A 25866-nucleotide genomic window follows, 5' to 3' on the forward strand; every position below is an offset into this window, starting at 1 on the left:
GACCGGCGCGCATCCGCTTCGGTTGGCGCATGGACTTTCCCGTGAAGCGGCTCCGGGAGGCCTTCGAGGCCGCCGGCTACACCGTCGACGGCGTGCTGCGGCGGATCGGCGAGGCCGGGCAGGCCGGCCTCGGGCGCAACCAGACGATGCCCGCCCGGCGCGCGCTCGGCGAGGCCGGCGACCCGCTCGCCACGCTGATCCGGCTGTTCCTGCTGCAGCAGCCGGCACCGGCCGAGCACGTCGACCGGGCGCTGCCCGGTCTGACGGAGACCCTGCTCGCTCTCGACATCGTCCGCCGCGCCCCCGACGGCCTCCGCGCCGCGATCGACCTGCGGCCATATGCCACCGACGACGAGCAGCCGCGCTGGATCGTCTCCGATCTCACCCCGGGTCTCGACGGACCGGCCGGCCCGATGCGTCCGGACTACGTGCTCGGCGTCTCCTCGGCCTCCACCACGCTGGCACAGCTCACCATCCGGCGCCCGATCGGCCGGGCGCTCGATCTGGGCACCGGCTGCGGCGTGCAGTCGCTGCACCTCGCCGCGCACGCCGACGAGATCGTCGCCACCGATCTCAATCCGCGCGCGATCCGGCTGGCCGCCTGGACCGCCGCGCTCAACCAGGTGGCGGTGGATCTGCGCGAGGGCGATCTGTACGAACCGGTCGCCGGCGAGACCTTCGACCTGATCATCACCAACCCGCCCTATGTGATCGCCCCGCCGGCCGACGACGACCGCCGCCTCACCTACCGCGAGGCCACCCGCACCGGGGACGAGCTGGTCCGCGAGGTGATCGCCGCCGGGCTGGAGCACCTGGCCCCGGGCGGCACCCTGCAGATCCTCGGCAACTGGGCGCACCAGCGTGACGGCGACTGGGCCGGCCGGCTCCGCGACTGGCTGCCCGCCACCGGCGTCCGGGCGCTGATCATCGAGCGGGAGCTGCTGGACCCCTATGAGTATGTCGAGCTCTGGCTCACCGATGCCGGCCTGTTCGGTACGCCGGGCTATGCCGATGCCTATGCCCGCTGGCTCGACTACTTCGCCGAGCTCGGCATCACCGCCGTCGGGATGGGCTGGATCACGATCCGCCGGATCGACGACGCCACGCCCTCCGACATCGCGATCGAATCCTGGCCGCACGCGGTCCAGCAGCCCGTCGGCGGTGCGTTGGCCGAATGGCTCGACGCGGCGCCGGTGGCCCAGCTCGGCGAGGCCGAGCTGTTCGGGCGTACCTTCACCATCGCACCCGATGTCGATGCCGAGACCATCGGCCGGCCCGGGGCCGCCGATCCCGAGCATCTGCTGCTGCGCCGCAGGGCCGGGCTGCGCCGCGCGGTGCGGACCGACACGGCGCTCGCCGCGGTCGCGGGTGCCTGCGACGGCGACCTGCCGCTCGGGGTGATCGTCGATGCCGTCGCCCGGCTGCTCGACGCCGACGCGGGCGCCCTGCGTACCGACCTCACCCCGCGGCTGCGCGGCCTGATCGTCGACGGCTTCCTGCGCGGCTGAGGCATCCGACGGGCTTGGCCCGCTGGACGCCTCCGGTACGCTTCGGCGGTGCGGCCCCGCCGCTGGGGTGCGCGATCGGAGAGGAAGACGTGGCAAACGGAGCGACCAGGACCCTCGTGATCGTTGAGTCGCCGACCAAGGCGACCAAGATCGCGGGCTTTCTCGGCGATGAGTACATCGTCGAGTCGAGCCGGGGTCACATCTCCGATCTGCCGACCAATGCGTCCTCGCTCCCGGCGAAGTACAAGGGTCAGCCGTGGGCGCGGCTCGGCGTCGACGTGGACCACGACTTCGAGGCGATCTACGTCGTCCCGGCCGACAAGAAGTCCACCATCACCGCTCTGCGCAATGCGCTTGCCGATGCCGACGAGTTGCTGCTCGCCACCGACGGTGACCGCGAGGGCGAGGCGATCGCCTGGCACCTGCAGCGCCAGCTCAAGCCGAAGGTGCCGACCCGGCGGATGGTCTTCCACGAGATCACCGAGTCCGCGATCCGGGAGGCGCTGACCCAGCTCCGCGATCTCGACATGGACCTGGTCGACGCCCAGGAGACCCGCCGGATCCTGGACCGGCTCTACGGCTTCGAGGTCTCCCCGGTGCTGTGGCGCAAGATGACCAAGAACCTGTCCGCCGGCCGCGTGCAGTCGGTGGCGACCCGGCTGGTCGTCGACCGCGAGCGCGAGCGGATCGCGTTCCGGACCGCGTCCTACTGGGATCTCGACGCGCTGCTGGATGCCGGCGCCGACGCGGAGCCGCGGCAGTTCACCGCCCGGGTCACCGAGCTCGGCGGTCGCCGGATCGCCCGCGGCGGCGATTTCGACGCGAGCGGCCGGCTGACCGGCGCCCAGTTGCTGCAACTGGACGAGAATTCGGCCACTGCCGCCGCGGCGGCCCTGCGTACCGCCCCGCATTCGGTGCGAAGCGTGGAGGCCAAGCCCTACACCCGCCGGCCCTATGCGCCGTTCCGCACCACGACCATGCAGCAGGAGGCCGGCCGCAAGCTCGGCTTCTCCGCCCAGCGCGCGATGTCGGTCGCCCAGGATCTGTACGAGGGTGGCTACATCACCTACATGCGTACCGACTCGGTGAATCTGTCCAACAGCGCGATCGGCGCGGCGCGCGACCAGGTCCGCCAGCTCTTCGGGCAGCAGTATCTGCCCGACAAGCCGCGGATCTACTCCTCGAAGGTGAAGAACGCCCAGGAGGCGCACGAGGCGATCCGACCGGCCGGCGACAGCTTCCGCACCCCCGCGCAGACCGGTCTGTCCGGCGATGCGTTCCGTCTCTACGAGCTGATCTGGATGCGCACCATCGCCTCCCAGATGGCCGATGCGCGCGGCGAGACGATCAGTGTGCGGATCCGCGCCGACCTTGATCAGCCGGTACGCCTGGAGCTGGCGACGGGTGATCGCCACGACGCGCCCGACGCGCTGCTCACCGCATCCGGCCGGACGATCACCTTCCACGGATTCCTGAAGGCCTATGTGGAATCCGTCGACGACGGCGCCTCGGACGATCAGCAGAGCCGGCTGCCGCAACTGGTCGCCGAACAGGTGGTCGAACCGGTCGAGGTGACCCCGGCCGGTCACGAGACGCGGCCCCCGGCCCGCTACAACGAGCCGTCGCTGGTCGCGAAGTTGGAGGAGCTGGAGATCGGCCGGCCGTCGACGTATGCCTCGATCATCCGGACGATCACGGCACGCGACTACGTGTTCAAGCGCGGCTCGGCGCTGGTGCCGACCTGGCTGGCCTTCGCGGTCACCCGGCTGCTCGAGGAGCACTTCACCCAGCTCGTCGACTACGACTTCACCGCGGAGCTCGAGGACACCCTCGACGAGGTGGCCAAGGGTGACGCGCACCGGGTCGCGGTGTTGTCGGAGTTCTACTTCGGTGGCGGCGATGCGGTGGGGCTGAAGGCGCTGACCACCGAGCTCGGCGACATCGATGCGCGCAAGATCAGCACCTTCGGCATCGGTGATCTTGACTCGGGGCTCAGCGTGCGGGTCGGCCGCTACGGGACGATGGTCGAGGACGCCGAGGGCAACCGCGCCGCAGTTCCCGATGATCTTCCGCCCGACGAGCTGACGGTCGAGAAGGCGCGCGAGCTGCTGGCGCGGCCGATGGGGGAGGAGCGCGAGCTGGGCCTGGACCCGGAGACGCACACCCCGATCGTGGCGCGCAACGGACGGTTCGGCCCCTACGTCACCGAGGTGTTCGGCGAGGATGCCCCGAAGGGGGTCAAGCCGCGTACCGGTTCGCTGTTCGCGTCGATGGAGATCGACACGATCGATCTGGAGACGGCGCTGAAGCTGCTGTCCCTGCCGCGGGTCGTCGGCGAGATCGACGGGGAGACGGTGACCGCGCAGAACGGGCGTTACGGTCCCTATCTGAAGAAGGGCAGCGATTCCCGCTCCCTCGACACCGAGCAGCAGATCTTCACGATCACGCTGCCGGAGGCCCAGGCGCTGTACGCCCAGCCGAAGCGCCGCGGCCGGGCCGCCGCCAAGCCGCCCCTGAAGGAGCTCGGCGCCGACCCGAACACGGGCCGGCCGATGGTGATCAAGGATGGCCGCTTCGGGCCCTATGTCACCGACGGCGAGTACAACGCGACGCTGCGCCGGGGCGATGACGTGGGCACGATCACCGCCGAGCGGGCCGTCGAACTGCTCGCCGAGAAGCGTGCCAAGGGTCCCGCCAAGAAGGCCGCGAAGAAGGCGCCGGCCAAGAAGGCCGCCGCCAAGAAGTCGACCGCGAAGAAGTCCACGGCCAAGAAGGCGACCGCCAAGAAGGCGACCGCCAAGAAGGCGACGGCCAAGAAGAGCCCGGGCCGGTCCGGATCGTCGGCCGGCGGGAGCTGAGCATGACCACCCCGGCGCCGGCCGCGGTGAAACTGCGGGTCGAGCTGCCGTTCACCGCCCGCGCGCCGCGGTTGATCAACCCCGAGCTCGGCATCGACCGGGTGCTGGTGCTGCGCGGCGCCGGGCGGCGCTCGACGACTCAGTTGACCGTGCTGGACACCCCCGATCATCGCCTGCTGCGCGCCGGGGTGCTGCTCGCCCACCGTGTCGCCGATGGACGCGGCGACTGGTTCCTCGCCGCACCCGACTGGGCGCCCTGGCTGCCGGGGGAGCGGGTCGAGCCGATGGCCGACGGCGACCTGCCGACCGAGCTCGCCGCGCTGGTCCGACCGTTCCGCCGCTCGGCCGCCCTCGGCCCGGTCGCCGCGCTGGAGTACGACCGGTGGACCTATGCGCTGCACGGTGCCGGCGAGGACGGCGAGACCCGACTCGGTGTCTTACATGATCAACTGGTCACGGTACGCACTGCGGGCGTGATCACCTCGCGCTACCGCGAGGGCACCCTGACCGGCGACGGGATCGATGCTGCCCAGCGGGACTGGGTGAGCGAGATGCTCGCCTTCGCCGGCGGCACCGTGGTGGAGGAGTTCCCGAGCATCGCCCAGCGGATCGGCTCTCCCGCGACCGGCCACACCGACTTCCCTGCGCCGACGGCCTGGCAGCGCGATTGTCCCGCCGAGGCGGCGATCACGGCGATCCTGGCCGGCCGGCTGCGGATGATCATGACCGCCGATCTGGCGCTGCGCGGCGGCTCCGGGGCCGCCCGTGACCTGGCCGAACAGCTCCGCGCCCTGGCCGTCGAGCTGCGTGGCCTCGGCCCGCTGCTTGTCCATGATCAGGCCGGCGTCGCTGAGTGGCGATCGCTGGCCGATCGGCTCGACGACGCCGCGGAGCTGGATGCGATCGCGCTGATCAACAGCGGGCGCTATCTCGGGTTGCTGGACGCGCTGGTCCGCGAGGTACGCGCCCCCCGGGTGGTGGGCGGGATCGACACCTCGGGAGCGTTGTCGGCCGGCGACGCATTCGGCGCGCTGCTGGAGCGGGTGGTGGCCGACTTCGTCGAGGCCTGCGACGTCCTCGGTGCCGACGGGCCGGACGCTACCTGGCGCGCGGCACTGCTCGCCGGTGATCAACTCATCCACAGCTCGACGATCACGGAGCTGGTACGCCCGAAGCGGGCGGCGCGGCTGCGGCGGCGTACCGAACGGCTGATGGCCGATCTCGAACAGTGCGTCGGCGAGCCGCCGGCGATCACCGATCGGGTCGAGGAGCTGAGCCCGGCGGAGGCCTTCGAGGCCGGCCGGGCCCACGAGCGGGCGCGCATCGTCGTCCGACATGCCCGCCACGAGTTCCTGCGGGAATGGGGCCGGGCGCGGGAGCGGTTCGCGTGAGCGGGGTGTTCGTCGTCTTCGAGGGCGGCGACGGCGTCGGCAAGTCGACGCAGCAGAAGCTGCTCGCGCAGCGCTTGGCGGACGCCGGCGTACCGCACGTGGTCACTCGCCAGCCCGGCGGCACCGCCGCGGGCCAGCGGATCCGCGAGTTGCTGCTCGACCCGACGACGGGCGATCTCGATCCGCGCGCGGAGGCGCTGCTCTACGCCGCCGACAAGGCCCAGCACGTCGGTGAGGTGATCCGGCCGGCGCTGGAGCGCGGCGAGGTCGTGGTCAGCGATCGCTACGTCGATTCGTTGCTGGCCTACCAGGGCGCCGGCCGGGTGCTGCGCGCCGAGGAGGTGGCCGCGGTCGCGGCCTGGGCGACCGACGGGCTGCGCGCCGACCTGACGGTGCTGCTCGACCTGGAGCCGGGCGCAGGCGTCGGCGCGAAGGCCGACAAGGACCGGATCGAGGCCGCCGGCGATGCCTTCCACGAGCGGGTACGCGAGGGCTTCCTCGCCCTCGCCGCCGCGCACCCGGCGCACTATCTGGTGCTGCCCGCGCGGCGCTCGCGCGAGCAGATCGCCGAGCAGGTGTGGCGGCGGCTGGCAGAGCTGTTGTCCGAGCCGGCGGGCAGACTGGACCCGTGAGCGCTCCCAGCACGGACGTCGGCGTCGCGCGGGCCGAGCCGTTGACCGGGGTCTGGTCCGACCTGGTCGGTCAGCAGGCCGCCGTGTCGGTGCTCCGTCGCGCCGTCGCCGGGGGCCCGCACGCGATGTCGCACGCCTGGCTGATCACGGGCCCGCCCGGTTCGGGCCGGTCGAATGTTGCCCAATCCTTCGCCGCGGCGCTGCAGTGCGAGCGCACCCCGGCCGGGTGCGGCGAGTGCCGGGCCTGTCGCACGGCGCTGAGCGGCGCGCATCCCGATGTCACGCTGGTCCGCACGGAGCTGTTGTCGATCGGCGTCGATGAGATCCGCGACCTGGTCCGGCGCGCATCGATGAGCCCGTCCGTCGGGCGCCACCAGGTGATCGTGATCGAGGATTCGGACCGGATCACCGAGCGCGGCGCCGACGCGCTGCTGAAGAGCATCGAGGAGCCCGCGTCGCGCACTGTCTGGCTGCTCTGCGCGCCGACGGCCGAGGATGTGGTGGCCACCGTCCGGTCCCGGTCGCGGCTGCTGCACCTGACCACCCCGACCCCGGCGGCGGTCGCCGACCTGTTGCAGCGCCGCGACGGCATCGATGCCGAGACCGCCACCCGGGCCGCCCGGGCCGCCCAGGGCCACATCGGCCGGGCGCGGGTGCTGGCGCGCAGTGCCGACGCCTGGCAGCGGCGCAGCGCCGTGCTGCAGATCCCGGGCCGGCTGCGGGGGCTCGGCGCGTGCCTGGAGGCGGCGGAGGCGCTGGTGAAGTCGTCTGCGGAGGAGGCCGCCCAGATCACCGGCGAGCTCGACGGCAAGGAGCGCGCCGAGCTGGAGCAGGCGCTCGGGATGGGCACCAAGGGGGTACGCAATCGCTCGGCGACGGCGGCCCTGCGCGAGCTGGAGGAGCAGCAGAAGGCGCGTGGCAAACGGCTGCAGCGCGACGCGCTCGACCGGGCCCTGACCGAGCTCACGGCGTACTACCGCGACGTGTTGAGCGTGCAGACGGGTTCGGGGGTCGAGCTGATCAACCCCGAGCTGGCGGCAGAGATCGGGGCGCTCGCCCGGCGTACCCGCCCGGAGGCGACCCTGCGCCGGATCGACGCGCTGCTGGCCTGTCGGGAGGCGCTGGAGACCAATGTGCCGCCGCTGCTGGCCACGGAGGCCATGCTGGTGGCGATCGTCGAGGCCGACGGCGAGGGTTGAGTCCGGCGGGCCGAAACGCCGTGTCGATACGCCGTCACGGGGGTTGGCGGTGCGAGAATCCCGTGTGACACAGGTGAAGGGAGAGGCTCGTGGCCACCAGGTCCGATGACGCGAACGATCGCAGTGACTCCGGCGACGAGCGCGCGCCCGAGGAACCGTCGCGGTCGGGCTCGTCCGCGATGCGCCGATCGAGCCACGCCGACGACAACCAGGCGAAGCCTGCGTCCCAGGCGCCGGGGCCGGCCGCTGCCGATGAGCAGGCGACCGAACTCGTCGACCCGCCCGGCAAGGACAGGTCCGGGCACGCCAAGGACACGACTTCCGGTGCCAAGGACACGACTGCGGGCGCCAAGGACACGACTGCGGACGCCAAGGACGCGACTGCGGACGACAGGACCGACGAATCCACCGAGACCCGGCCCGCCGGGTCCGCACAGGACGGGGAGGCGACCGAGGTGACTTCCAACGATCCCGCCGACGGCGAGCGCACCGAGTTGCTCACCGAGCGGCGACCCGACGACCGTAAGCCCCTCTACCGCGACGAGGCGGGACGCGATGCCGACTCCGAGCCGACCGAGACCATGGCGGTATTCCGCGACCGCGAGTCCGAGGGCACCCAGGTGATGCCCCTCGCCGCCGGCACTGCGGCCGGGGAGACCGACTGGGAGGAGCGCCGCCGCGCCCGCGACGAGGCGCTGGGCAAGCGCACACCGCCCCCGGTCGTCGTCGGCGACGAAGCGGTGGCGCCCGCCGCCGGCGCCGGTCGCTCGGCCCGCACGACGGACAGGTTCCTCGCGTCGCTCGGCCTGTTCCTGCTGCGGCTGGTCGTCGCGGCGATCATGGGGCTGCACGGCGTCGCCAAGCTGATGGCGATCACCGACGTGCAGACGATGCTGGCGGGCACGGTCATCCCGTACCCGGAGATCATGGCCCTGGTGCTGGCGATCAGCGAGGTGCTGATCGCGCTGTCGCTGCTGTTCGGCCTGCTGGTCCGGCTGTCCGGCCTCGGCGTGGCCCTGATCGGCATCGGCGCGCTGGTGTTCGTGAAGTGGACGACCTTCCCGTTCAGCAATGGCTACGAGCTGGCGGGCGAGTTGGAGCTCCTGCTCGGAGCGGTGGGCATCCTGTTCCTCTGCGTGGGCGGCGGTCGCTGGGGCATCGACGGCGGATTCCGCGCCCGCCGGCGCCGGGCCAAGGAGAATGCCGCCGACGAGCGGTGAGCGGGGCGCGCGGTGATGCGTGCGGCGCGCCGCGGTTGTCCCGGTCGATAGATTTGGCCGGGTGAGCGCCGCGTCCGAATCCACGCCCCGCCGTTCGCCACTGTTCCGGGCGGTCGTCGCGGCGGTAGCCGTCACCGCCGCGGTGGTGCTGGTGGTCGGGACGGCACTGAGCGGCGTGGTGTTCGTGCAGAGCTCGGCGTCCACGCCGCCGCGTACCAATCAGATCAATCCCGACGGCCGCCCCCTGCAGCCGGTGCCGGACGTCACCCCGCCGGGGATGGTGCCGCGGCCCCAGGAGCTGGCCGGCGGAGCCTGGCAGACCCAGCGGCCCGCCTGGCAGTCCTGCGACGGCGGGCAGTGCGCGACCGTGCTGGCGCCGCTGGACTGGGGCAGCCCCGACGGGCCCACGGCGATCACCCTGAGCCTGCTCAAGGTGCCGGCCAGCCAGTCGCCGCGGCTGGGCACGATCTTCGTCAACCCGGGCGGCCCGGGCGGCGACGGGACGGACTATGCGACGAGCTTCTCCCGCGAGGGGCTCGAGCAGTACGACATCGTCGGTTGGGATCCTCGGGGCGTCGGCGACTCCACGCCGGTTCGCTGTGATGATGCGGCGTTGCAGATGTTGATCAACCAGGACGCCTCCCCCGACGACCAGGGCGAGCGGACCGATCTGATGCAGGCCGAGGTGAACCTCGGCGCGTCCTGCCTGGCGCAGTCGGGCGCGCTGCTGCAACACATCTCGACCGAGGACACCGTTCGTGATCTTGACATGTTGCGCGGCATCGTGGGCGACCAGCGGTTGAACTACTTCGGCGCCTCCTACGGCACGCAGGTCGGCGCCCGCTACGCCGAGCTGTTCCCCGAGCGATCGGGCCGGCTCGTGCTGGACGGCGCCGTCGACGTGACCGGCGACGAGGAGGTCAGCCAGGCCCAGGGCTTCGAGCGGGCCCTCGGCAATTTCGTCGACTGGTGCGTCGGTCAGCAGCAGCTTTGTCAGCTCGGCGCCAATCCCGACCAGGTGCGAACCACGATCACCGAGCTCACGGAGCAGGCGGACGCCCGCCCGATCCGGGCCGGCTCGCGCGAGCTGACCCAGACCGGTCTGGTCACCGGGATCTCCGCGGTGCTGTATGCCGATGAGACCGCGTTTCCCTATCTCGCGCAAGGCATTGCCGATGCGCGCAGCGGCAACGGCGAGCTGATGCTGGCATTCGCCGACGGCTACTACCAGCGCGAGGAGGACGGGTCCTTCGGGTCGCTGATGAAGGCCTTCCCGGCGATCCGCTGCTTGGATGAGGCCGATGAAGGGTACGCCGGAGCCGACGCGAAGGCGGCCGAGGCCGCGGCGGCGGCGCCCTGGGCGGGCAGGTTCATGGGCCCGGACTACGCGTGCCCGTCGTGGCCGGTGCCGGCCGTCCCCGCGCCCGGGCCGCTGGAGCCCGCCACGGGCGCTCGCCCGATCCTGGTCGTCGGTACGACCGGCGACCCGGCCACGCCGTACGAGAACGCCGTGACGATGGCCAAGCAGCTCGGGGTCGGCAGGTTGGTCACCTTCGAGGGGGCGGGGCACGTCGCCTACGGCCGCAGCTCGTGCGTCGGGCGTACCGTCGTCAACTACTTCCGCGACCGCATCCCCGAGGGGGAGACGGTCTGCAAGGAGTGACGGCCGTCTGTACGACGTTTGCGTCATACCTGACGCAAACGTCGGTACGCACGCCGGGCGGATTCGTGGCGGGCGCGCCCGAGCCGCTATAGTCATGCACCGGCCGCAGGCCGCGCCACCTTAGCTCAGTCGGTAGAGCGACGCTCTCGTAAAGCGTAGGTCACCGGTTCGATTCCGGTAGGTGGCTCCACAACGTCGCCCCTAGTCAGAGCGCTGTTTCTCCGTTGGTCAGCTCGATCACTGAACCTCCCGGTTGCGACCGTGTCCCCGAGGTGTCCCCGACCCGGCTGGCGGCGGACCAAAGGTTCTGGTCGATCAAGTGGCCGTACATGTCCATCGTCATGGACGCGGACGCGTGTCCCAAGACGCGCTGAACCACCTTCGGATCAGCACCCGACCCGAGTCAGCCCGGCGCCGCCGACCCGCATGCGCACGCCGAGCAAGCAACTCCGCATCCCGAATCTCGTGTGACATCTCGCGCCCCCTCACTCCACCGGAGCCGCCAGCGCCGTCACCCGATTCGCACGGTTGCCGAATCCCGCCCTACTAGATCAAGCGCCTCGCTCCGCTCGGCGAACCGCTGCGGTCCGTGTCCTCGCGCTCCGCTCCGCTGCGCGCTGCGGGCCGGTCCTCACTCTCTCCCGTCCAGCCCGCGCTCTTCGCGTGCCAGACGGTCGTACTCCGCAGCTGCCCATCGCTCGTTGCGCACAGGGTCGGCACAGCACTGCGCAACGATGGTGGGCCCATCCGTCGGCGCCTCCCACCTCCAAGTCCAGACGCCCTGCTCGTTCCGTTCGGGATCTGGAAGGTAGCCGTGCAGGCTCGGATCGTCCGTCGCTAGCGCCTCGATCGCCCGAACACACGCAGTAGCGACCTTGCGCAAGCGCAATGCCTCCTCGGGGCTGCTTGGCCACATCGGGTCGTCCGCCGGTGACAGCGTCACAACCAGCCTCCCTTGAGGTGCAAACGCTGCTCGCGCTTCAAATGGGTGCCCCAGTGCAGACGCCGCGGCGGCGTATGCCCGTTCTGCTTCCCGCAGCGTAAGGCTTTCCGCCTGCCTCAGCCCGTGGGGATGTGAACTCTCTTCATCAATCTCCATGAGGTAAGCCTAGAAGACGCGGGTGACGCCATGTCGAGGAGCGAGTGAGTCGACCGAATGTCGAGCCGCCGCTTGTTCGCCCCCGCTCGCGGCTGATCGGCCGACAATGACGAGAAATGCTGCGTCGCGGACGCGATACTCGCACATATGGGCTCGCTATCCGACGAAATCATCATATGCATCACCGGTTACTTCGATTGCCGGATCCCCGATTTTGACGTAGCTTTCTTCCGCGGAAATTTCCTTATTTAGCGTACTGCCTTTCTTGATTTCAAAGGTCTCTTCTCGGGAGGGTTGTCCGTATAGGCTCCTCGTCAGCCCTTGTAGGCCAGCGAGATCGCCGAGGGCGCCAGGCGTCCCACGAGTCCTGCGGAAGGTGCGAGCGATGCAGAGATGTGGCCCTTCGATTTTGACCACCTTTACGACAGTCTTCACCAGCTCCACGGATCCCAACGACTTGCCAGTGTCCGGATCCTTGATATTGACACCGTTGCGATTGAGGATCTTGAACTTCATTCCCTCAGTGACGCTCGACTCGGTTCCAACGTTGAGGACGAGTTCGCGATCACTGAGGATTGCAGCAACCTTGGCCTGGATTTGACTGTCAGTCATCCGTGTTTTTTCCTTCCGGAATGGGCTCTGGTCCAATAAGTTCGGCTACGAGTTCTGGCTGGAACGTTCGCCAATCTTCGATCGCATCAAGGAAGGTCTCCTCGGATTGACTGGCCATGACGGAAACCTTGCCGATAAGCCCTTTATACTGGCTGCCCTTCCCGAGATCGTCGTAAAGTTCCTCAAGAGTGCTCGTCAACGCCGTGGAGCGCAGCGTTGCGCGCGAGAGCCGGCCGACCGCTCGTCGTGCGAGATCGCTGCTCGGCTTCCCGACGCCGTTCCATGTGAAAGCTGCACCAACCTGACAAGCGATGCCGCTGAGTGCGAGTGCTGCTTGCCAGAAGCCCGACGGTGGTTCGGGGACGTTGGACACGAATGCGAGAAGCACCGTGGCAATCACACCGCCCGCTTGGAGCGCAATGCCAATACGCCTCCGTGACCAGCGGTCGCTCAGTGCCATGGCGAAGATCTTCGCACCTCGACGCTTCAGCGGAGTGACCGCCGCGGCTCGCGCCACTCCTTGTTCGTTGTGAGCGTCGCCAGCTCGGCGACTACACCTATACACAGACCAGTGACGGCGTGTCGGAAGCGGGAGTCGCCCAAGTTGTCGCAGGGACGTAGGTCCGGGCCTACGTGCGGTTCTCCTGGATGAGTAGACACTCGCCGGGGTGCGGACCGGTTGCCAGCCGCAGAACCAGCCCGTGGCGCATCACCGGGCGTGTCCCCACTGTGCCCCCGACCTGCTCGATTCACCCGTCAACCTCCCGCGCTCAGGCCCGCGTGTCAGCAAGCTCCCGTCGACCTCGAACCCGGCGGCGCCAGCCGTCGAACGCTCTCGTAAAGCGTAGGTCACCGGTTCGATTCCGGTAGGTGGCTCCAGCGTCCACACCGCCTCTCCCGGCTAGCCTTCTGCCGTGCGGCACAGCTACGACGTCGAGGTGGAGTGGACGGGCAACCGGGGTGCGGGCACGACCGGGCATCGCGACTACGGGCGCGAGCACATCGTTCGGGTCGACGGGCTGCCCGACATCGCCGGTACGGCGGATCCGGCGTTCCGCGGTGATCGCGAGCGGCACAATCCGGAACAGCTGCTGGTCGCGGCGCTCGCGCAGTGCCACATGCTGAGCTATTTCCATCGCGCGGTGCTGACCGGCGTCGTGGTGACGGCCTATGCCGACCGCGCCCACGGGGAGATGACCCAGGAAGGCTCGGGCGGGTGCTTCGAGCGGGTCGTGCTGCACCCGGTGGTCACCGTCGCCGACGCCTCCATGGTGGATGCTGCCATCGCGGCCCACGGCCCCGCCTCGGCCGACTGCTTCATCGCCAACAGCGTCAACTTCCCCGTCGATCATGAGGTGACGATCTTGGTCGAGGGGCAGGACGGCTGAGTCCGGCCGCGCCTTCGAAGGACTTCGGCCCACGCGCGTCGGAGGTCAGCAAGCGGTCATGGCACCAGCCTGACACCGCTCACGCTTGATCGTGAGCGCCGCAGCGACCATGATCAAAGTGCCCGCACCGCACGGTTCGGGTGAAGGGTGCGATCATGCGTCGGTTTGCCGTCCATTGGGCGATCGGCTCGCTCTCAGCGACTACCCCCGGGTTGTTGATCTTCGCGGGCGGTCATTCACCGGATGCCCGCCGACTCATGGTCGCGCTCTACTTCGTCGGTGCCTCGCTGGCGATCGGCGTGCTGCTCACCGCCGCGATCCGGCGATGGTCCCGTCGATCGGAGCATCGCCGTACGGGCACCGTGATCGCGCTCGTCACCTGGTTGCTGACCGCGCTGCTGGCCGTCCCGACCGGCGCACTCGCCGCCGGCGATCCGGGCGCCTTGGCCTCGGCCTGGCGCTGGTACCTGCCGTTCTTCCTCGGATCGTCGGTACTGATCGCGCTGCTGGGCGGCCACGTCGTGGCGAGGCCGTTCGACTCGGTACGCCGGTCCGGGTTGCTTGCCCCGCGGCGCTGACGCCGCCCGGATCCCGCCCCAACGGTTGCTTTATCGTCTCATCCGCGGGACGCTCGATTCAGTGAGTCGACCTGAATCGCAGCGGGGTGATCGTCTTGACAGATGTCCGCAACGATCGTGGGGCGAGTGCGCGCGCAGCACGAACCGGCCGGCGCGCCAGGGGCCTCGGGGCGGTCGCGGCGCTCGCCGCCCTCAGCTTCAGCCTCGGCGCGTGCGCCGGTGACGGCGGCCCGCCGACCCTGACCTGGTACATCAATCCCGACGACGGCGGCCAGGCCGCGCTCGCAGAGAAGTGCACGGCCGAGGCCGGCGGGGCGTACCGGATCGAGACCTCGCTGCTGCCCAACGACGCGGCCAGCCAGCGCGAACAGCTCGCCCGCCGACTCGCCGCGGGCGACCCGAGCATGGACATCATGAGCCTGGACCCGCCCTACATTCCGGAGCTGGCCGAGCCGGGATTCCTCGCGCCGGTCCCGCCCGACGTCGCCGAGCGCACCACCCGCGGCGTCGTGCAGGGCGCACTCGACGGCGCGACCTGGAACGATCGGCTGGTCACCGTCCCGTTCTGGGCCAATACCCAGATCCTGTGGTACCGCAAGTCGGTCGCGGAGGCGGCCGGGCTCGATCTGGGCCAGCCGGTGACCTGGGACCAGTTGATCCAGGCAGCGCAGACCCAGGACAAGGAGCTCGCGGTGCAGGGCGCGCGGGCCGAGTCGATGACGGTCTGGGTGAATGCGCTGATCGCCTCCGGCGGCGGCGAGATCATCGTCAATCCCGACGCCAACGCCCGCGACATCCAGCTCGGCCTGGACAGCCCGGCTGGTGTCGATGCCGCCCGGATCGTCAGCACCATCGGCCGCGAGGGGCTCGGCGGTCCGGGCCTGCCGACGATGGACGAGAACCAGTCGATGAGCCTGTTCCAGTCCGACCGCGGTTCGTTCATGGTCAACTACAACTTCGTCTGGCCGGCGATGCAGGGGTCGGTCGAGGACGGTTCGCTCGACCAGGCCGTCGTCGACGACATCGGCTGGGCGCTCTACCCGCGGGTCTCGCCCGATCGCGAGACCGCTCCACCGCTCGGCGGGATCAACCTCGGGGTCGGTGCCCGCAGCACGCATCCCGACCTTGCCTACCGGGCAATCGAGTGCATGGTCTCGCCGGAGAACCAGGCGGAGTACTTCGTCACCAACGGCAATCCGCCGTCCGCCCTCGCCGCGTTCGACGATCCGGAGGTACGCCAGAAGTTCCCGATGGCCCCGACGATCCGCGACTCCCTCGACATCGCGGTGCCGCGGCCGCAGACGCCCTACTACAACGAGGTGTCCACGGGCATCCAGCAGACCTGGACCCCGCCGGCCGATGTCGACCCGGCGACGACACCGCGCGATTCCCAGGAGTTCATCACGGCCGTCCTGCGAGGGGAGCGATTGCTGTGAGCAGCCAGGCGGCGACAGGCAAGCCGGCGATGAGCGAGCGGGCGCGGGCCGAGGCCCGCCTGGGCTGGCTGCTCGCCGGACCGGCATTCGTGATCATGCTGCTGGTCACGGCGTACCCCATCCTGCAGGCGATCTATGAATCGCTGTTCCGGTTCCGGCTGACCGCGCCCGACGAGCGCCAGTTCGTCGGCCTGGCCAACTACGCGGTGATCCTGTCGGACTGGGTGTGGTGGCGCGACCTGTTGGTCACGCTGCTGATCACGGTGATCACCGTGGCCGTCGAGCTGGTGCTCGGCTTCGCCCTGGCGCTGGTCATGCACGGCGCGATCAAGCAGCTCCGCGGCCTGTTGCGCACCGCAATCCTGGTGCCCTACGGCATCATCACCGTGGTCAGCGCCTTTGCCTGGTTCTACGCCTTCGACATCAACTCAGGCTTCGTCAACCAGTGGTTCGCCTGGGTGCCGGGGATCTCGCCGGACCTGAACTGGTTCGCCGAGTTCGGCACGTCGATCTTCGTGATCATCGCCTCCGAGATCTGGAAGACGACCCCGTTCATCTCGCTGCTGCTGTTGGCGGGCCTGGCCCAGGTGCCGGGCGAGCTGACCGAGGCGGCCAAGGTGGACGGCGCGACCCGCTGGGAGCTGTTCCGCAAGGTGACCCTGCCGAACATGAAGGCGGCGATCATGGTCGCGGTGCTGTTCCGGGCGCTCGACGCCTTCCGGATCTTCGACAATGTGTTCATCATGACCAACGGGGCCAACAACACAGAGGTCTTGTCGCTGTTGGCGTACCGGACCTCGATCGGTCGACTGGAGATAGGCATGGGGTCGGCGATCTCCGTGCTGCTCTTCTTGTGCGTACTGCTGATCGCCTTTCTGGCGATCAAGGTCTTCAAGGTCGATCTGGCCGGAAGCAGGGGAGGGAACTGATGCCTACCCGGGTCAAGATCGGCTGGGCCGTGATCACCGTCCTGGTGCTGGTCTACGCGCTGGGGCCGGTGGCCTCGATCCTCGCCACCTCGTTCAAGTCCTCGGGCGACCTGACCACGCCGGGCTTCCTGCCGGCCAGTGGCGGCACGCTGGACAACTACGAGCTGATCCTGGTCGGCGATGCGCAGAGCCTGTTCCTCACCGCGCTGCGCAACTCGATCGGCATCACGCTGTTGTCGACGCTGATCGCGGTCGTGCTGGCCACCCTCTGCGCGTACGCCATCGCCCGGCTCGACTTCCCCGGCAAGCGGATCATCCTGACCACCGCACTCGCCGTGTCGATCTTCCCCGTGATCTCCATCGTCACGCCGCTGTTCAACCTGTGGCGCAGCATCGGGCTCTACGACACCTGGCCCGGGTTGATCATTCCCTACCTGTCGCTGACATTGCCGATCTCGATCTGGACGCTGGCGGCGTTCTTCCGGCAGATCCCGTGGGAGCTGGAGCAGGCCGCCCAGGTCGACGGCGCGACGACCTGGCAGGCCTTCCGGAAGGCAATCGTTCCGCTCGCCGCACCCGGCGTGTTCACCACCGCGATCATCGCCTTCTTCATCGCCTGGAACGACTTCGTGTACGGCATCTCGCTGACCTCGACCGAGGCCGCCCGGCCGGTGCCGGCGGCGCTGGCCTTCTTCACCGGGGCGTCGCAGTTCGAGGAACCGACCGGCGCCATCTCGGCCGCCGCGATCATCGTCACCATCCCGGTGGTGATTCTCGTGCTGCTCTTCCAGCGGCAGATCATCTCGGGTCTCACCCAGGGCGCCGTCAAGGGCTAGGAAGGAATGCCATCGTGTCATCGATCGAGCTGAACAATCTCGTCAAGAAGTACGGGGACGGCTTTCCCGCGATCAACGACGTCAGCATCGACATCCCCGACGGGGAGTTCATCATCCTGGTCGGGCCGTCCGGTTCGGGGAAGTCGACGTTGTTGCGGATGATCGTCGGCCTGGAGGACATCACGTCCGGCGATCTGATGATCAACGGCCAGCGGGTGAACGAGAAGGCGCCGCGGGATCGCAACCTGGCCATGGTGTTCCAGAACTACGCGCTGTACCCGCACCTGACGGTCTTCGAGAACATCGCGTTCCCGCTGCGACTGAACAAGCACAAGCTGTCCGAGGACGAGATCCGCGACCGGGTCAACCGCGCGGCGGCGACGCTGGAGCTGACCGAGCATCTCGACCGCAAGCCCGGCAATCTGTCGGGCGGCCAGCGGCAGCGGGTGGCGATGGGCCGGGCGATCGTCCGGCAAGCGGATGCCTTCTTGTTCGACGAGCCGCTGTCGAACCTGGACGCCAAGCTGCGCGGGCAGATGCGTACCGAGATCGCCCAGATGCAGCGCCGGCTGGGTATCACCAGTGTCTACGTGACCCATGATCAGACCGAGGCGATGACGCTCGGTGACCGGGTGGCCGTGCTGAAGCGCGGGGTGTTGCAGCAGGTGGCGTCGCCGCGCGAGCTGTACGAGCAGCCGGTGAATCTCTTCGTCGCCGGCTTCATCGGCTCGCCGTCGATGAACTTCCTGCCGGCCGAGATCGACGGCACCGTCGCGCGTACCCCCTTGGGGGACTGGGAAATTCCGGCCGAGAAGGCCGAGAAGGGGCGCGGACGCGGCGTCGTGATGTTGGGGGTACGCCCGGAGGCGTTCGAGGATGCCGCCTTCGCCGATGCGGCGCTCAAACAGCACGGGTCGGAGTTCTCCGCGGAGCTGACGCACACCGAATGGCTCGGCAACGAGCAGTACGGGTACCTGACCTTCGAGCCCGAGGAAGGGGTACGCAAGGTGCTCGACGAGCTCGCGAAGGACCTCGACGCCGACGAGCTGAACGTGCAGGTGGTCGTGTCGCTGGATGCCAACAGCCGGCTCAAGGGTGGGAAGACCGGCACGATCTGGGTCGACACCCGGCGGGTGCACCTGTTCGATCCCGAGACCGGTGAGAACCTGACCCGCGACGCCGAGGAAGGCGCCCGGCTGACCCAGGAGGCCGCCGAGGACCGCGCCGAGGAGATCGCGCAGGCCAAGGAGCGCGACGCCAAGGCGGCGCAGGCCGTCGGGTAGGTCGCGCCGGCCGGTGGGTGACGCCGCTCAGGCGTTGCGCTGATCGCGCCAGGCGATCCAGCGCTCGAGGCCGCCGAGGTCGTAGTCCGGGCCTCCGACACCCATCGTGAACAGCCGCGCGCCCGCATCGTGCAACGCATCGGCCTTCTCGTCCGGTGGGCCGATCGGCTGGCCGTCGCGGCCGCGCGCGTTCACGCCGACCGAGATCTCGATCTCCGACCGATCGCGGCCGACCGCCGCGCAGTGCTCGTCGAGCACGCCGAGCTTGTGCCGCAGCGACGGAAGATCGGCGAAGCTGTGCCAGATGTCGGCGTGCTTCGCCACCAGCCGCAGGGTCTTCTTCTCGCCCTGGCCGCCGATCAGCATCGGGATCTTCCGGGTCGGCCGGGGATTCAACTCCTCGAATCGCCGCTCGATCCGGGGCAGTGCCTCGGCAAGGTCGTCGAGGCGGCTGCCGCGCGTACCGAACTCATAGCCGTACTCCTCGTAGTCGCGCCCGGCCCAGCCCGACCCGATCCCGAGCACCAGCCGCCCGCCGCTGATGTGATCGACCGTGCGGGCCATGTCGGCCAGCAGGTCGGGATTGCGATAGGAATTGCAGGTCACCAGCGCGGCGATCTCGGCCCGCGAGGTCTGCTCGGCCCACGCCCCGAGCACCGTCCAACACTCGAAGTGCTTGCCGTCCGGGTCGCCGGTCAGCGGGAAGAAGTGGTCCCAGGTGAAGATGATGTCGACGCCGGCGTCCTCGGCCCGCGCCACGGCATCGCGGATCTGGGGATAGTCGGCGTGCTGGGGTTGTAGCTGGATTCCGATCCGGGTGGGCCGTTCGCTCATGCACCGACCCTAACCCGCGATTGTTTCCGCAGTTATGCCCGCTCTGACACGTCCAGAGCGGGCATAACTACGGAAACAATCGCGAGTCAGGAGGAGGAAGAGAGCGCGGCGCGTACGCGGGCGGCGACGGCCGACCCGTCGGCCCGGCCCTGCGCCTTGGCATTCACGCCCTTGATCACCTGGCCCATCTGCTTCATGGTCGGCCGCTCGCCGAGCTGTTCGGTGACCGCGGCGATCTCGGCCTCGACCAGCGCGGCGAGCTCGTCGTCGGTCAGCGGGGTCGGCAGGTACGCCGAGAGCAGCTCGGCCTCGGCGAGCTCGGCCGCCGCCTGCTCCTCGCGCCCGCCGGAGGCGAATCCCTCCGCGGCCTCCTTGCGCTTGCGTACCTCACGATTGACGATCGCCAGCTCGGCCTCGACAGTCAGCTCGTGCGCGGCCTCGCCGGAGACCTCCTCGGTGCCGATCGCCGTCAGCACCGACCGCAGCACGGTCGTCGTCTGCTTGTCGCGCTGCTTCATCGCCGCCGTCAGGTCGGCGCGGATCCGGTCCTTGAGCTCAGCCATGCCCTCATCCTTGCAGACCTGCCCCCGCCGACCCGATCAGAATTCTCCGGCCAGCTCGGCGGTGAGATTGTCCCGGGCCGCCGCCTCCCAGCGCTCGCGCCCGGCCGGCGTACCGAACAACACCGGCCGCTCCAACAGGCCCGCGACCACGGCCCGCCGTCCCGCGGCGAACACCTCCGGGGTGAGCTGGTGATACTCGGCGCGGACGCCGGCCAGATAGCCCGCATAGCGATCCGCCGGCGCGGCGAGGATGCTCAGGTCGGCATCGTTCAGCGTCACCCCGGCCCGGTCGCCCGGCTCCGGGTCGTGGCCCGCCGTCAACCGGACCAGCCGCGCCACCTCGGCCACCTCGTCCTCGCTCACCACACCCGCCAGCCGCCGCTCGGCGAGCAGCGCGGAGGCCTCCTCGTCCGAACCGGGAATGCCGAGATAGACGGCATCGTGGAACCACACCGCCAGCCCGAGCGTCCGCGGATGCCCCGGCCACAGCTCATCGACCGCGGCCAGGCACTCGGCCAGGTGTTGCTGGTCGTGATAGCGCCGCCGCGGCTCGGCCCACCGGTCGATCAGCTCGCCGCCCAGCGCGGCCCGGTCCGGCAGCAGCCGCTGCCACTGCTCGGACAACCGGGTACGCCGCTGCTGCGCCTGCGCCCGATGCTGCCGCTTCGTCACCCGCAACCCCGACGCCCGCAGCCGGGCCGCCAGCTCACCGCCCGCGACGGGCACCGCCCCCGCCGCGACCAGCTCGGCATGGCGATGCTCGGCAACGTCGTAGTGGTCGCGGTCGAACGCCCGGGCCGGCACCCGGGCATGGTGGGCGAAGCGGTGCAACTCCGCCAGCGAGGCGTCGGAGACGAGGTGGGAGAACAGCGTCCCGTGCGCGGGCCAGATCGGCCGGTCGATCAGTACGGCCACGACATGCTCAGGTGAAACGCTGCCGAAGCTCGCCGATGCCCTCGATGGTGCTGACCAGGGTCTGGCCGGGCTGGATCCAGCGCTGCGGATCGCGGCCGAGGCCGACCCCGGACGGCGTACCGGTGAAGATCAGATCACCCGGGTAGAGGGTGATGATCTTCGACAGCCCGGCGATCAACCCGGGCACCGAGACGATCAACTCGCGGGTACGCGCGTCCTGGACCACCTCCTCGTCCAGCTCGGCCCGCAGGGCAAGATCATCGCGGTCGGGCAGCTCGTCGGGGGTGACCAGCCACGGCCCGGTCGGGGCGAAGCCGGGATAGGACTTGCCGAGGCCGAACTGCGGCGCGGGACCGGCGAGCTGGATCACCCGCTCCGACAGGTCCTGGCCGACGGTCAGGCCGGCGACATGGTCCCACGCCTGTTCCTCGGACACCGCCGAGGCCTCGGTCCCGATGATCGCCACCAGCTCGACCTCCCAGTCGGTATTGCCGCCCTCCGGCAGCGCCACCTCGGTGACCGGGCCCGACAGCGCGCTGAGGAACTTCGGAAAGACCGGCGGCAGGCCGGTGGGGGAGTCGAAGCCGGATTCGGTGGCATGCTCGGCGTAGTTCAGCCCGATGGCGAGGATCTGCCGCGGCTGCGGCGACGGCGGGCCCAGCTCGGCCGGATCGAACTCGACGGCCTGGTCATCGCGGCCGGCGCCGATCTCGCGCGTCCAGTCGACGAATTCCGGCCACGCGTCGTAGATGCCGGCCGGCTCGGGACCGAACCGCCCGTCGCTCGCCGCGTGCACGTCCAGGGCTCGGCCGGCGCCGGTGATCAGCGCGGCGCGTCCGCCGAGGTTGGCCAGTTTCACGATTCCATCTCTCCTAGGTCGGGTCCGGCTGGGTCAGGTCCGGCGCGGTCGCAGGCCCGAGGCTACGCCTTCGGCCGGTACGCCGGTACGCCCGGATCACCCGGGCGGCAGGATGTCGCCGAGCTCGAAGCGCAGCGGGCGCTCGAGCTGGTCGAAGGTGCAGGAAGCGGGGTCGCGGTCGGGCCGCCAGCGGACGAACTGCGCGGTGTGCCGAAAACGCGTGCCCTCCATGTAGTCATAGCGCGCCTCGACCACCAGATCCGGCGACAGGGGCGTGAAGCTCAGATCCTTGCCGGCATTCCACCGGCTGCCCTCGGACTTGCGCGGCGAGCGGGCGCCGGAATCGGTCGTCATCAGCTCGGCGGCCCAGTTCCAGGGATGATCCTCGATCTTGGTCACCAGCGGCTGCAGCTCGGCGTACAGCTCGCGCCGCCGGGCCATCGGGAACGCGCCGATCACGCCGACGCTGGACAGGCTCCCGGTGTCGTCGTAGAGGCCGAGCAGCAGCGAGCCGATCGCCTCCGGATCGCTCTTGTGGGTGCGATATCCGGCGACCACGCAGTCGGCCGTGCGCTCGTGTTTGATCTTGGTCATCACGCGTTTGTCGGGTTGGTATGCCCCGCCCGGCGACTTGGCGATCAGGCCGTCCAGGCCGGCGCCCTCGAAGCGGTCGAACCAGTCCCGGGCCCGTTCGACATCATCGGTCGCCGGGGTCACCCAGATCGGCGGCCGGGCGTCGGCGAGACACTGCTCCAACAGGTCCCGACGGGTGCTGAACGGCTCGCCCATCAGGTCGCGATCGCCCAGCGCCAACAGGTCGAAGGCAACGAAGCCGGCCGGCGTGCGCTCGGCCAGCAGCCGCACCCGGGACTCGGCCGGGTGGATCCGCTGCTGCAACGCCTCGAAGTCCAGGCCGTCGCGGTCGGGGTCGATGATCACGATCTCGCCGTCGATCACCGCGCGCTCGGGAAAGTTGCGGCGTACCGCTTCGACGACCTCGGGAAAGTAGCGGGTCATCGGCCGCTCGTTGCGCGAGCCGATCTCCACCTCGTCGCCGTCGCGGAAGATGATCGACCGGAAGCCGTCCCACTTCGGCTCGTAGGCCATGCCGGCCGGGATCGTCTTCTGCGGCTTGGCCAGCATCGGCTTCACCGGCGGCATCACGGGCAGGTCCATGTGCCCACGGTAGTGATCGGCGCCGGCGAGTGGGCCGAATCGACCGGCTCAGGACTCCAGCCGGGCCACGTGCGCCTCGCGGTGGCGGTGCCCGATCACCTCGTCGCCGACGATCACCACGACCGGCGCGAGCGTCAGGATGGCCAGCCCGACGGTGAACGGTACGCCCGCGGCGACGATCGCCACCGCCGCCGCGATCACCACGAGCGCGCCGACCAGCATCCAGGCGTAGGGGCCCGAGGACCCCGAAAGCATCCGGTAGAACCAGAACAGCACGATCAGATAGATCGCCAGCGGCACCGCGACGGTGAGGATCGACTCGATCGGTCCGATCACGTTCTTGCCCTCGATCTCGTACGCGCCGACGTCCAGCCCGGCGCCGACCGCGGCGATCGGGGCGAAGATCGCGAAGTGGCCGTACGCCCACCGGATCGCCGCGCCGCGCCGCCGCTCCAGGGTCTCGGCGTGCGGCACGATGAAGTAGATCCACCACATGCCGAACGTCAGACCGACCCCGGCGAAGGTGACCAGCGCGGCATCGAGCGTCCAGCCCTGCTCGCCGACCGCCGCGCTCACCGCGGCGATCGTGCCGACGACGCACTCGCCGAGCATGATGATCGTCAGCAGCCCGAAGCGTTCCGCCAGGTGATGGGCGTGCCACGGGGTTGCCTGGCGCCGCTCGGCGAGCGCCGGGCCGCCCAGCTCGACGGCGTACAGGACCGCGATCAGCGCAAGGAGCGCCGGCAGCGGAAGCGGCAGGATCGCGGTCAGGATCCAGCCTGCCTGCGCGATCACGATGGTCGCGATGTGGGTGTGCGCGACCCGCCGGTAGGGCCCGCGGCTGACCCGCAGCCATTGCAGCGCCATCGCGATGCGCATGATCACGTAGCCGAGCACCAGGACCCGGTTGTCGACGACCTGGCCGGCGTCGAGGGAGCTGAACACGGGCGGTACGCCGAGCGCCAGCACCACCACGCCGCACATCTGCAGCATGGTCAACAACCGGTACAGCCAGTCGTCGGTGTCGAAGGCGGATGCGAATGTCGTCCAGCCGAACCACGCCCAGACGATCGCGTACATCACGAACGCGAAGGCGAGGATCGCCGAGGCCCAGTGTGCCTCGCCGAGCGAGTGCGCGAATGTCGACGACGCGATCCCCACCGCGACCACGAAGACCAGGTCGAAGAGCAGCTCCAACGGGGTCGCGGCGCGGTGCGGCTCCTCGGGATCGCGCCCGCGCATCGGCACCAGCCGGTGCGACAGGCCCCGCGTACCGGATGTCTCGGTCATCGGGTCCCCCTCGATCGTGTGCGGTATGCCGTCAGTCGCGGGCGGCGAACCGGCGGGCGACGGCGTAGGCCAGGTCCTCGTAGGCGGCGGCCGTCTCCGGGGAGAGTCGATCCCAGGCGAACAGGCCGCCGACGTGCAGCGACGGGTCGTAGGGGACGAAGATCACCTCACCGACCCGGCCGGCGAATCGCTCGGTCAGCTCGGCCTCGCGCTGACGCTGTCGGCGGATGAACGCGGCGCGCAGCTCGGCGATCCGTTCGGCGGGCATCTGCTCGGCGGGCGGCAGCGAGAACGGCTCGATCTGGGTGATCGCCACGATCGCATTCCGGACCAGGGCCGGATCGGCGTGCTCCTCCCACCAGTCCAACGTTTCCCAGGCCAGGTCGGCGCCGTCATGGGCCGTCGTCGCCGGTACCACCAGGGTGTCGGTATTGCCGTAGACCTCCGACATCAGCGGCAGGGTCAGGTCGGTGCCGGTATCGGTCATGATCACGCTGCGGAAGGTCTTGGCGATGTCCAGGACGGTGGCGTACTCCTCGGCGGAGAAGCCCTGCGCCTCGGCCGGGTTGGGCTCGGACGCCAGCACCTCGAAGCGGCTCGCGGCCTGGGAGGTGAACCGCCGGAAGTCCTTGGCGGTACGCACATCCTCGGCGTCGGCGACAAGATCACGAACGGTCAGTCCGGTCTCCTCGCCGAGCCGGCGGGCGAGCGTACCGCGATGGGCATTGCCGTCGATCGCCAGCACCAGATCGCGCCGGTGCAGGGCCAGCGCGGTGCCGATGGCGAGCACGATGGTGGTCTTGGTGATGCCACCCTTGAGCGACGACACGGTGATCAGGTGATGATCGACCGGGGTATCGATCACCCGCCGACGCTCCTCCCGGGCGGCCGCGGCCTCGGCCTCGCGCCGGCGCTGCTCGGCGGCGCGCTGGTCGGCGAGGGCGCGGGCCTGGGCCTCTTCCTCCTCGCGCCGGCGACGCCCCCCGCCGAAGGCATCGGCGATCCGGTCGAACAATCCGCGGCGTGCGGCCGGCTCGGCGGTCGGTCGTTGCGGCTGGCGGGAGGGCGGGCCGAACGGCGAGGGCGGCGGCGGATCGGGCTCACCGACCGGCGTGGTGGGCGCCTGGTCGAAGCCGTGCCGCGGCGACGGGGTCGGCGACGGGTCCGGCGGCGAGGGCTGCCGGTGCGGGACCGGGCCCGGCGCGACGTGCCGGGGTTGCTGGGGCCCCGGTTGCCACGGCGCACCCTGGCGGGGCGGCGCCGGCTGCTGGGGCTGTTGTTGCGGGCCGGGCGGCCAGGCGTGCGAGCGGGGCGAGCGATCCCCCGGCGCCCGCGACGGCGTGTCCTGCGAACGCGGCTGGTCGTCGGGGCGCGGCGGCTGTGCCGGGTCCTGGAGGGCGCGCCGACCAGCCGCCGGTCCGTCATCGCCCCAGGGCGTCTGGGGCCAGGGCGAGTTCGGCTGATTCGGCTGGGTCATCTGGCTGGGCCTCCCGCTTCCGTGCGTACCGGTCCGAGTGCTTCGCCAACCGTAATGCCTGCGCGCACCCGGGCCGCGCAACGGTGCATCCGGCGGGAAAGAAGGGGGCGGGAAGGAGGG

The 25866-nt window shown here is 70.0% G+C and carries 22 protein-coding genes and 1 tRNA gene; 14 read left to right on the forward strand and 9 right to left on the reverse strand.

Going from position 1 to position 25866, the window contains the following annotated elements:
* Positions 1–29: 29 nt before the first annotated feature.
* From GGQ54_RS09850 to GGQ54_RS09885, 8 genes are all read left to right on the forward strand, one after another.
* Positions 30–1508: a DUF7059 domain-containing protein gene (locus GGQ54_RS09850; RefSeq protein WP_179445224.1), complete on the forward strand. Its 1479-nt coding sequence runs from the start codon at positions 30–32 to the stop codon at positions 1506–1508.
* Between the two features lie 89 nt (positions 1509–1597).
* Entirely contained in the window at positions 1598–4366 is a 2769-nt protein-coding gene (topA, locus tag GGQ54_RS09855; RefSeq protein WP_179445225.1) for a type I DNA topoisomerase, read from the forward strand.
* A 2-nt stretch (positions 4367–4368) separates the two neighbouring features.
* Positions 4369–5757 carry a hypothetical protein gene (locus GGQ54_RS09860; RefSeq protein ID WP_179445226.1) on the forward strand — a complete coding sequence of 463 codons (1389 nt, stop codon included), beginning with the start codon at positions 4369–4371 and terminating at the stop codon, positions 5755–5757.
* Positions 5727–6389, forward strand: coding sequence for a dTMP kinase (gene tmk, locus GGQ54_RS17040; RefSeq protein WP_179445227.1), 663 nt, complete (start codon positions 5727–5729; stop codon positions 6387–6389). Before GGQ54_RS09860 ends, tmk begins: the two co-directional genes overlap by 31 nt.
* Complete coding sequence (locus GGQ54_RS09870) at positions 6386–7588, forward strand: DNA polymerase III subunit delta' (RefSeq protein ID WP_179445228.1); 1203 nt, start codon at positions 6386–6388, stop codon at positions 7586–7588. Before tmk ends, GGQ54_RS09870 begins: the two co-directional genes overlap by 4 nt.
* An 89-nt stretch (positions 7589–7677) precedes the next feature.
* Positions 7678–8808, forward strand: coding sequence for a DoxX family membrane protein (locus GGQ54_RS17630; RefSeq protein ID WP_179445229.1), 1131 nt, complete (start codon positions 7678–7680; stop codon positions 8806–8808).
* A 61-nt stretch (positions 8809–8869) separates the two neighbouring features.
* Entirely contained in the window at positions 8870–10471 is a 1602-nt protein-coding gene (locus tag GGQ54_RS09880; RefSeq protein WP_179445230.1) for an alpha/beta fold hydrolase, read from the forward strand.
* 114 nt (positions 10472–10585) lie between these two features.
* Positions 10586–10661 (forward strand) — tRNA-Thr (locus tag GGQ54_RS09885).
* A gap of 1065 nt (positions 10662–11726) precedes the next feature.
* Here GGQ54_RS09885 and GGQ54_RS09890 read toward each other — a convergent pair.
* The gene (locus tag GGQ54_RS09890; RefSeq protein ID WP_179445231.1) at positions 11727–12182 is read right to left on the reverse strand and encodes a hypothetical protein; all 456 of its coding nucleotides are present in this window, start codon (positions 12180–12182) and stop codon (positions 11727–11729) included.
* A complete protein-coding gene (locus GGQ54_RS09895; RefSeq protein WP_179445232.1) occupies positions 12175–12642 on the reverse strand; it encodes a hypothetical protein in 468 nt (155 codons plus the stop codon). Before GGQ54_RS09895 ends, GGQ54_RS09890 begins: the two co-directional genes overlap by 8 nt.
* A gap of 454 nt (positions 12643–13096) precedes the next feature.
* Between GGQ54_RS09895 and GGQ54_RS17050 the strand changes: the two genes are divergently transcribed.
* From GGQ54_RS17050 to GGQ54_RS09925, 6 genes are all read left to right on the forward strand, one after another.
* Positions 13097–13570 (forward strand): OsmC family protein, encoded by a 474-nt coding sequence (locus GGQ54_RS17050; RefSeq protein WP_179445233.1) that lies wholly within the window; start codon positions 13097–13099, stop codon positions 13568–13570.
* A gap of 155 nt (positions 13571–13725) precedes the next feature.
* Positions 13726–14148 carry a hypothetical protein gene (locus tag GGQ54_RS09905; protein ID WP_179445234.1) on the forward strand — a complete coding sequence of 141 codons (423 nt, stop codon included), beginning with the start codon at positions 13726–13728 and terminating at the stop codon, positions 14146–14148.
* A gap of 86 nt (positions 14149–14234) precedes the next feature.
* Positions 14235–15584 (forward strand): extracellular solute-binding protein, encoded by a 1350-nt coding sequence (locus GGQ54_RS09910; protein ID WP_343045922.1) that lies wholly within the window; start codon positions 14235–14237, stop codon positions 15582–15584.
* Positions 15581–16513: a carbohydrate ABC transporter permease gene (locus GGQ54_RS09915; RefSeq protein ID WP_343045923.1), complete on the forward strand. Its 933-nt coding sequence runs from the start codon at positions 15581–15583 to the stop codon at positions 16511–16513. Before GGQ54_RS09910 ends, GGQ54_RS09915 begins: the two co-directional genes overlap by 4 nt.
* Entirely contained in the window at positions 16513–17349 is an 837-nt protein-coding gene (locus tag GGQ54_RS09920; RefSeq protein ID WP_179445235.1) for a carbohydrate ABC transporter permease, read from the forward strand. Before GGQ54_RS09915 ends, GGQ54_RS09920 begins: the two co-directional genes overlap by 1 nt.
* A gap of 14 nt (positions 17350–17363) precedes the next feature.
* Complete coding sequence (locus GGQ54_RS09925) at positions 17364–18632, forward strand: sn-glycerol-3-phosphate ABC transporter ATP-binding protein UgpC (protein WP_179445236.1); 1269 nt, start codon at positions 17364–17366, stop codon at positions 18630–18632.
* Between the two features lie 27 nt (positions 18633–18659).
* Here GGQ54_RS09925 and GGQ54_RS09930 read toward each other — a convergent pair whose 3' ends face one another.
* The 7 genes from GGQ54_RS09930 to GGQ54_RS09960 form a co-directional block, all read right to left on the reverse strand.
* Entirely contained in the window at positions 18660–19466 is an 807-nt protein-coding gene (locus GGQ54_RS09930; RefSeq protein ID WP_179445237.1) for an LLM class F420-dependent oxidoreductase, read from the reverse strand.
* 86 nt (positions 19467–19552) lie between these two features.
* Positions 19553–20029: a GatB/YqeY domain-containing protein gene (locus tag GGQ54_RS09935; RefSeq protein WP_179445238.1), complete on the reverse strand. Its 477-nt coding sequence runs from the start codon at positions 20027–20029 to the stop codon at positions 19553–19555.
* A 36-nt stretch (positions 20030–20065) separates the two neighbouring features.
* Entirely contained in the window at positions 20066–20944 is an 879-nt protein-coding gene (locus GGQ54_RS09940; protein WP_179445239.1) for a DUF4031 domain-containing protein, read from the reverse strand.
* Between the two features lie 7 nt (positions 20945–20951).
* Entirely contained in the window at positions 20952–21803 is an 852-nt protein-coding gene (locus GGQ54_RS09945; protein WP_179445240.1) for a fumarylacetoacetate hydrolase family protein, read from the reverse strand.
* Between the two features lie 96 nt (positions 21804–21899).
* Positions 21900–22979: an ATP-dependent DNA ligase gene (locus GGQ54_RS09950; protein WP_179445241.1), complete on the reverse strand. Its 1080-nt coding sequence runs from the start codon at positions 22977–22979 to the stop codon at positions 21900–21902.
* Positions 22980–23027: 48 nt separating this feature from the next.
* The gene (locus GGQ54_RS09955) at positions 23028–24269 is read right to left on the reverse strand and encodes a low temperature requirement protein A (RefSeq protein WP_179445242.1); all 1242 of its coding nucleotides are present in this window, start codon (positions 24267–24269) and stop codon (positions 23028–23030) included.
* A 31-nt stretch (positions 24270–24300) separates the two neighbouring features.
* Positions 24301–25746 carry a MinD/ParA family ATP-binding protein gene (locus tag GGQ54_RS09960; RefSeq protein ID WP_179445243.1) on the reverse strand — a complete coding sequence of 482 codons (1446 nt, stop codon included), beginning with the start codon at positions 25744–25746 and terminating at the stop codon, positions 24301–24303.
* Positions 25747–25866 lie beyond the last annotated feature (120 nt).

This window comes from Naumannella cuiyingiana, assembly GCF_013408305.1.
GTDB lineage: Bacteria > Actinomycetota > Actinomycetes > Propionibacteriales > Propionibacteriaceae > Naumannella > Naumannella cuiyingiana.